Below are 7,476 nucleotides of genomic sequence, written 5' to 3' on the forward strand. Positions count from 1 at the left end.
CCGAGCACGGCCTCACAAGCGCCCGCAGGCCGACCGCGACCGATCCCACCGATCACGGTCAGCCAACCGCTTGCTCGTTACTGACCCACGCTCCTGGCCCATCCCTCTGCCGCCAAAAGGACTGGACGCCTGCGATCGGTGCCGGTCACCCCTTGATCGCGATAGGGGATTGACCTTGACCCTGGGGCAGGGGTGCAGGCTTTTCGCATGGCCGTTCGAAGGGGCAGGAGGCCACCAGGGCCGCCGTGAGAACTAACACTGTGAACAGGAGATTCATCATGGGAACAAGTAACAGCGGCTTCTCCGACGGCGGGCTGCGCCGACTGCGCGAGGTGCTGGCACGGCATGTCGGGTCCGAGAAGATTCCCGGCCTTGTCGCCCTGGTCGGCCGCGGCGGCCGGACGCACGTCGAAGCGATCGGGACGATGCGTCATGACGGTGGCTCGCCGATGAGCCGGGACACGATCTTCCGGATGGCGTCCACGTCCAAACCGGTCACGATGGCGGCGGGGATGATCCTGCTCGACGAGTGTCGGCCGCGGCTGGACGACCCGGTGGATCAGTGGCTGCCCGAACTCGCTGACCGGCACGTGTTGAAGAGGCCCGACGGTCCGCTGGACGACACCGTGCCGGCACAGCGGCCGATCACCGTACGGGACCTGCTGACTTCCACGTTCGGGCTCGGAGTGGACTTCGGGTCGATGGCTTCCCCGATCAGGGATGGAGTGCCGTGCTCCTGCCCGTGCATGCCCGTGAGGAGCTTGACGGTGCCGTCGATCTCGGTCTGCTGAACGCGGCGTTCGGGGTTCGCGCGCTCACGGGGGCGCTGGTCTACGGGGCGGTGGGCAGCCGCTTTCGGCGGTGGCCCGTGTTCACGATCGCCTTTCTCATCGGGGGCCTGCCGCGCTTCGTGGCGGCCGCCTTCACCGACACCTTCACCCCGCTGGCCGTGATCATGGCGGTAGAGGGTCTCGCCTTCGGTGTACTCAACCCCATCATGGCCACCGTGACGTATGAGACGGCGCCGGGGGAACTGCGCAGCCGCGTGCTGAGCGCGAGGACGGCCTCGGTGCAGCTGGTCACTCCGCTGGGCGGACTGGCCGCGGGCTTCCTCGTGGATTCGGTCGGCTTGTCTTCCGCGCTGCTGGCGGTTGGCGGTGTGTATCTGCTTGCCACGCTGTGCCCGGTGATCTTCCCGTCCTGGAGGCAGATGGACCGTACCGGTTCTCCCCATGACAGGGCCAGGGGCTCGCTGCCGCAGGGTTCAGGGGCGAAACAGGTGTAGTCACGGAGACGGCCGTTTCGGCGCTGCTCACGAACACCTGACGTCGGTGCTCCCCGTCGCGTTCAAGCGGGGGCCCGGCCTTCTTCGTCCAGCTGTCGGTGTGGGGGGCCGGCGCGGGTCAGTCGGCCAACCGGCGTTCAGCTCCACCAAACGCGGAATCTGGTGGGCAGCAGTCTGAGGTCGTCTAGTTCAGCAGCCGATTCTGGCGCGGACACCTCTATCCGTTGCCCGTTCACCAGCGGGGAAGTGCTGTAGATCTTGCGATGCGAAAAGCCCCACGCAGAACCTCGTCGTCCGCTACCGACGCGCGGACGAGTCTCGAGCCTTTCGGCGGTTGTGCCGACGCCGGCGTCAGCGGAGGGGCTGCACCCCGCGGGCGAATACTGCAACCCTCGAATACGCTTCACCAGTGGCACGTGGACACGGTCGACGCCCTGGTGCTGGGGTTCACCGGCCCCCGGCTCAGACCGCACCATCTGGTCCTGGCGGTGGGGGACGAGGGCGGGCCGGCCAGGGTTTCCGCGCGCCTGGAGCCTGTCCTCGCTGCTCGTGTCGGTGAGGCCTTGAGCGCCGCGGCACGGAATGCACCCAGCACGATCGCCGTGTCGCTGATCGAGGCGAGGCCCTTGCCGCGGACGTCTCCGATGAGCACCCGTGTGGAGCCGGGGATGAGGGCCGCCGCGTAGAGGTCGCCGCCGATGCCCGTGTCGGCCTCGGCTCTGTGGTACTCCGAGGCGAAGGAGATCGGCCCGGCGTGCTCGGGGAGCGGGCGCAGCACCACGCGCTGCGTCGCGTCGGAGACCGAGCGCACGTGGACCAGCTCCCGGTCGCGCCGGCCCTGCAGGTAGGCGAAGAAGACCAGGAAGGCGCAGGCGGCGACGAGGGCGGCGATCTCGACGACGACACTCTCGGTGGTCATGGTGTGCCGCAGCGTTCCGGCGGCGACGAGTGCGAGTACCGCCAGCGCGCCGACGAGCGCGGTGAGCCAGGGACCGAAGGCGACGGCGGTGACCGCGACCACCAGCAGGTGCGCGAGATGGATGTCCGGTGGCAGGAACGCGTCGGCCACGGGGATCGCGAAGATCAGCAGGAGAGGGCCTGCCAGCCACAGCCAGTGCGGCGCCGCGCCGACCGAGGACCGCAGGGTCTCGGCCACGGAGATGGTGATGCTCGCAGGGCTCACATGGTGCTCCAGAACTGGTCGTCCTGCCCCAACCAACACGTGGCCGTCCGTCCGTCATTCCCCTGCACTGCTCGGCAGGCCGGGTGGGCGCCCGCGGGCGGGGCCCCCGGCCCCTCCCAGGAGGCCGTCAGCTCCCTCGTCGGCCACGGCCGGGCCAGGGGCGTCCGACACACCCCCGGCCCCTCCTCCCGTCACCACGGGCCCTTTCGAGCGGTTACGGACGTTGGCCGATCCGGTCGACGACGCCCACCTCCTGACTGCTGCGCATCTCGAAGTACCTGTCGACCTGCCGCCACTCGCCGTCGACGCGCTTCGCATTGCTGCCCGTGAGACGAATGCCCAGGTAGTCGTAGGTCTCACGGTCGAAGACGAAGGTGAAGGTCAGGTGGGGGTACGACACCCCGACCCCGTGCCGGCCCAGAGCGTCGACCTCGTCCTCGTCCACCTTGATGCGTGGCAGTTTCGCCAGGGCCTCGAAAGCGGCGGCCTGCAGGCCGGGCGGCATGACCCGCGGCCCCTGCATGAGCAGACATGCCTCTATGAACACCATCCTGTCGGGGTCGGGGTCGGGCCCGCCGGCCTTGCCCCCCTTCGCCCCGGACGGCTCGACGACCTCGACGCGCCCGCGGCCGAGCCACCCGAGGAGCTCGTCGGGGTCAGTCGGCCACTTCTGCAGCTTCGCGTATTCATTGGGCGGCCACTGCACCTCGTGCTCGCCCAGCGGGGGATCGTTGTGGATCTTGCCGTGCTCCTGTCGGCGCGAGGGCCTGGAGCCGTCCACCGACAGCCAGCTCTCGTCCGTCCACGTCCTGGTCTTCCCGCCCTTCACGGGGGTTCGCGTGATGTAGGTCTTGGTGTAGAAGTACTGGTCGTTCCGCGGGATCGGCAGGCCGGCACCAGCGGATCGCGTCCTGTCCGCGGCCTTGTGCAGCACCTGCGCCGCGCTGAGGGTGGTCATCCTCGGGGAACGGGGGTCCCCGCCGTCCGCCGAGACCACCAGTACGGTTCCCGCCGCTGCCGCGGCGACCGTCGCGGCCACCGCGACACGGAAAACCGTCCGCCTGGGCAGAGCGAGAGCGACTTCCCTGCGGCTCTCCCGGCCGATGGCGGTCATCAGCCGGGTGCGGGCGGCGGCACGGGCCTCGGCGGTCAGGGGAGGCGTGTCCGCCTCCAACTCCTTCACGGAGGTGAGGTCATCCATGATCGGGCTCCTCCTGGAACTCTTGCAGGGCTGTGGGATCGGACCCGCCCAATGCGTCGCGCAGTCTCCTTCGAGCCCGGTGCAGCCGTGAGCGGACGGTGCCCACCGGCACCCCCAGGGCCTCCGCGGCCTCCACGTAATCGAGATCACCCCAGGCGATCACCAGCAGCACGTCCCGGTAGCGGGGCGGCAGCTTGGCGATGCAGCCCGCCAGCGCACTTCGGGCGCTCTCGGCGGTGACCCGGTCGGCCACCCGCTCGGCCATCGGCTCGCCGCCTCCCTCGTCCGGGACGCCGGCGGCGACCCGCGCCAGCGCCCGGAGATGGCGCGCCTCGGCCCTCCGGTGCTCACCGACGAGATTGGTGACGATCCCGTACAGCCACGGGCGCGCCTGAGCCCTCGACAGGTCGTAGCGGCGCCGTCGCTGGAAGGCGATCACGAAGGTTTCCGCCATCAGATCGTCCGCCACGTCGGCACCCAGCCGCCGGGCCGCGTACCGGTGGATGTCGTCGGCGTAGCGGTCGAACAGCACGGCGAAGGCATCGGGCTCGTCCCAGGACCGTTCGATCACCGAGGCGTCGGAGTCCGACCGCTGGTTCGTGCCCTCGGCACGGTGGACTCCGACGCTCGGTGAAACGGTCATCGGTCGCCTCTTAGGCTCATGTTTTTCCCTCGAAGACGCGGGCATGGTCACCCGCTGTTCGCCGATGGCCCGATTCGAGTTCCCGTTCCTGTGCGCGCAGGGCCCACATGGTGTCCTGCGTTCGTTTCACCGGCCGCTCCTCTTCCCTGGCTGGTGTGATCTTGAGGGTGTTCTCCAGGATCCATTGCTGCATGGGCAGCAGCTGGTCCCACCCGAACTGCTGCGTGTTCACCCAGCGTCTGTGGTTCTCGCCCTGGACGACGATGTCGCCGTCGAGTGTGGGGAGGGTGCCGTCGGCCTGGATGTGGTTGTGGACGAGGCGGTAGCAGTGCTGCCGCCCGGTGTCCCAGGCAGGGCACCATCCTGGATCGATCGCGTCCAGCTCATCCTGCCGCGCCTCGGTCATCGCCCCGGCCGCCGACCGCACGGGACGGCCGGCCGCGCGCAGCTCCTCGTTCTCCCGCGCCCTGCGCGCTGCTGCCCTCGCGTTCTTCGCCCACACCCCGATCAGATGCCCGTCCTACGTTGCGGTGGTCGGGGGAGGAAGTGGCCGTGGACGGCGGCGTACTGCTTGGCGACGGCGACCCCGTCCGCCCAGGCCGCCTCCCGCTCCGACCACACCATCCCGAGCTTTTCCAGCTCGGCGACCAGCCCGGCTTCCAGTGTTCCGGCCGCACAGGCGCGGCGCTGGTCGGCGATTCACTGCCCGAGCGGATACCCGCTGACCGCGACGCAGTCCTCCGGCGTGACGACTCTGTACGGCATCATTCCCGGGCTCCCGCAGCCACCGCCCAGCTGCCTGAACCGACTTCGGGACAGCCTTTAGTTGCTCCCTTCGGGGTTCTGGTAGATGCTGGCGGCCATTGATCCCAATTGCTTGTTGGCCTTTAGTGCCAGGTCGATCGCGTCGCTGACGCTGTTGCTGGGGACGGGGACGTTGTTCACGTAGATCGCGAAGACGAGACGGTGACCATTTTTCGTGTCAACGTATCCTGCAAGCGCCTTGGTGGTGAGAGCCAGCTTGCCCTTGAAAGCGCCGACCAGGGTGCCGGTCTTCGCACGAATGTGTCCTGCGGCAGGGTCGGTGTGCGCGATGACATCCGCGAGTGATCCATCGACGCCCAGGCTCGGCATAGAGTCGTAGAAGGTGCTGAAGTCGCGACTGCGGGAAAGATGCCGCAGCAACTCCGTCTGTGCGGCTGGTGTGGCCTTGTCCCCGGTCAACCCCTGGGCATCGACGAGAGTGAACGAATTCGGGTCAATACCTGCTCCGGCGAGAAAGTTCCGCTCGATCTGCATTCCGTCGGCATAGGTGTGCTTGCCGTGATGGACTGCCATCAGCGGTGGCAAGAGGTTGGCGCCGAGATTGTGGCTGACCTTATTGATCAACTTGGCGTATTCCCTGAAGGGCGGTGACGTGTACGTCGCCGAGACAGGCAAGGCCTTCACCTCCTCCGATGACGGAAGGTCGGAGCCGGGGTTGGATCCGAGCGTCGGGGCGCTGACGGTGACACCATTCCGCTCAAGAGCCTCGATGAGTACGGTGCGGGCAAATGCTGCGGGGTCGGGTACTTGGAATGTCGCCACGAATGGTGCGGTGGCGTCAGTGGGCACCGAGCCTCGAACCCGGATGTGCCCGGGGGCGTTGCTTTCGGTCTTCACCGTCGGCTTCGTGCCGACGGGCGTGGTTGTGACGTTCGCGTCGACGGTGAAGGCTGCCGTCTTGGGCCGCCAGTCGACCTTCGCCGGGTTGCCGGGCGTGCCGGGCGTGATGAGCAGGTCAATGAGGTTGTCGTTGACCACCGTTGGCGTGACAGGCGTCCCACCGATCGACACCGGGTCCCAGAGCCGATTGTCGATGATCACGTTGCCGTCCACTTGACGGATGCCGCTTGCCGCGACCTGACGAGCCAGGTCATTGATGCCTGCCAGCGGGTCTTCCCGGGTGATGGTTGCCATTCCCGGCACGGCGTTTGCGTCGTAGTGGTCGAAGTCGGGGACGTCCAGTTGTCCTGCTGCAGTCGTCCGTCCGCCGAGAGCCAGATCGCCGCTTCCCACCATGATCAGGTTGCCCGTGAGTCGTCCGGCCTCCGATATCGAACCGCTGTGCACGATTGGCGTACGGAAACGGTGGTCGCTGCCGAGGTCGTCGAGGGCTGCGCCTACCGCGAAGGTCTTGGCTGTCGATCCAGTCATGAACTTGGATTCGGCGTTCTTCGACTGGAGGACTTTTCCTGTCTTCAGGTCGGCGACCTGCACGCCCCAGTCGCCTGTTGCCCACGGTGAGGCGTCCATGAGCTTTTGCAGCTCGGCGCTCACACCTGGAGCGTTCGGAGACGCGGAATTCGAATGATCCTTCGAGTCATTGGAGCACGCCGACATCGTGACGGCCGCAAGGGCCGATGCCACAGCTACTGCGGCTGCGCGGGTACGCAGCCGGCGTGAGCCGTATCCAGTAGCCTCCCGTCGTGTGGTTCCCGCCCTCCGGTGGACTGCGGGCCTGGGCTCCCTTCGGATGCGATTTCGCATGAGATCAGGGACTTTTATAAACATTGCGAGGATACCTTTTGATTTCTAGCGTTAAACGAGGGGGATGCCGTGAATGCCGGCGGTCGTTCTTTAGGTAATCGAGATACGCCGGCGCCAGTGCATGGAGCACGATTTCAAGAACGTAATGCCAATCCGCGCCACCGATAAATTTCTTTTCTTTCTTGATGGGATAACCAAGGAATGTTCGGGAATCAGTGGAAACCACGGGCGCGCGACTCCCTGCACTGCCAGTGGCGGCGCTCACCCAGCTGAACCGGACAGCCATCGGACTCGTCCAGTCTGGCCGAAGGGAATCACCCGAACAATGCGGGCAGCAGGAGAGAGCATGGTAGGGAAAACCCCCGTACCTCATATCCAACTAAGGGCGTGCAGATCTCTAACTCGTGGCTTTCCCCTCGCTGATTTGTTGGTCTGGCATGAGCAGGTCGGAAGGGAAACAAGTCGTGCTGGCAGCCAAGTTCATGGCGATTCTGCCGCACCTAAGGGCTGTCCCGTAATCCCTGGTGGGTCGGCGTGCGGCGACAGCTACGGCACCTCGCCGCGTTGTCGGAACGCCCGAATACATCCAGTATTCGGGCGTCCCTCCGCCTTGCGATGCACCGCATCCGACGCCG

Annotated in this window: 6 protein-coding genes and 1 pseudogene; 2 read left to right on the forward strand and 5 right to left on the reverse strand. The window is 66.9% G+C overall.

What is annotated here, in order from left to right; all coding sequences use genetic code 11:
• Nucleotides 1-278 precede the first annotated feature (278 nt).
• Nucleotides 279-728 (forward strand): annotated as a pseudogene (locus ACFV8T_RS45025) (serine hydrolase domain-containing protein); the annotation flags it as partial.
• 2 nt (nt 729-730) lie between these two features.
• Complete coding sequence (locus tag ACFV8T_RS45030; RefSeq protein WP_385339584.1) at nt 731-1,285, forward strand: MFS transporter; 555 nt, start codon at nt 731-733, stop codon at nt 1,283-1,285.
• A gap of 403 nt (nt 1,286-1,688) precedes the next feature.
• On the opposite strand, the gene ACFV8T_RS45035 is transcribed toward ACFV8T_RS45030, so the two are convergent.
• The 5 genes from ACFV8T_RS45035 to dacB all read right to left on the reverse strand — a co-directional run bounded on the left by ACFV8T_RS45035 (nt 1,689) and on the right by dacB (nt 6,631).
• Complete coding sequence (locus tag ACFV8T_RS45035; protein WP_385339587.1) at nt 1,689-2,468, reverse strand: hypothetical protein; 780 nt, start codon at nt 2,466-2,468, stop codon at nt 1,689-1,691.
• A 214-nt stretch (nt 2,469-2,682) separates the two neighbouring features.
• A complete protein-coding gene (locus ACFV8T_RS45040; RefSeq protein ID WP_385339590.1) occupies nt 2,683-3,669 on the reverse strand; it encodes a CU044_5270 family protein in 987 nt (328 codons plus the stop codon).
• A complete protein-coding gene (locus ACFV8T_RS45045) occupies nt 3,662-4,312 on the reverse strand; it encodes an RNA polymerase sigma factor (RefSeq protein ID WP_385339593.1) in 651 nt (216 codons plus the stop codon). The genes ACFV8T_RS45040 and ACFV8T_RS45045 overlap by 8 nt, the downstream gene beginning before the upstream one ends.
• A gap of 16 nt (nt 4,313-4,328) precedes the next feature.
• Nucleotides 4,329-4,814, reverse strand: a complete 486-nt coding sequence (locus ACFV8T_RS45050) for a hypothetical protein (RefSeq protein ID WP_385339596.1) — start codon at nt 4,812-4,814, stop codon at nt 4,329-4,331.
• A gap of 320 nt (nt 4,815-5,134) precedes the next feature.
• Nucleotides 5,135-6,631 (reverse strand): D-alanyl-D-alanine carboxypeptidase/D-alanyl-D-alanine-endopeptidase, encoded by a 1,497-nt coding sequence (dacB, locus tag ACFV8T_RS45055; RefSeq protein ID WP_385339599.1) that lies wholly within the window; start codon nt 6,629-6,631, stop codon nt 5,135-5,137.
• Between the last annotated feature and the right edge of the window lie 845 nt (nt 6,632-7,476).

It is taken from the genome of Streptomyces sp. NPDC059832 (assembly GCF_042731715.1).
In the GTDB taxonomy this organism is placed as follows: domain Bacteria; phylum Actinomycetota; class Actinomycetes; order Streptomycetales; family Streptomycetaceae; genus Streptomyces.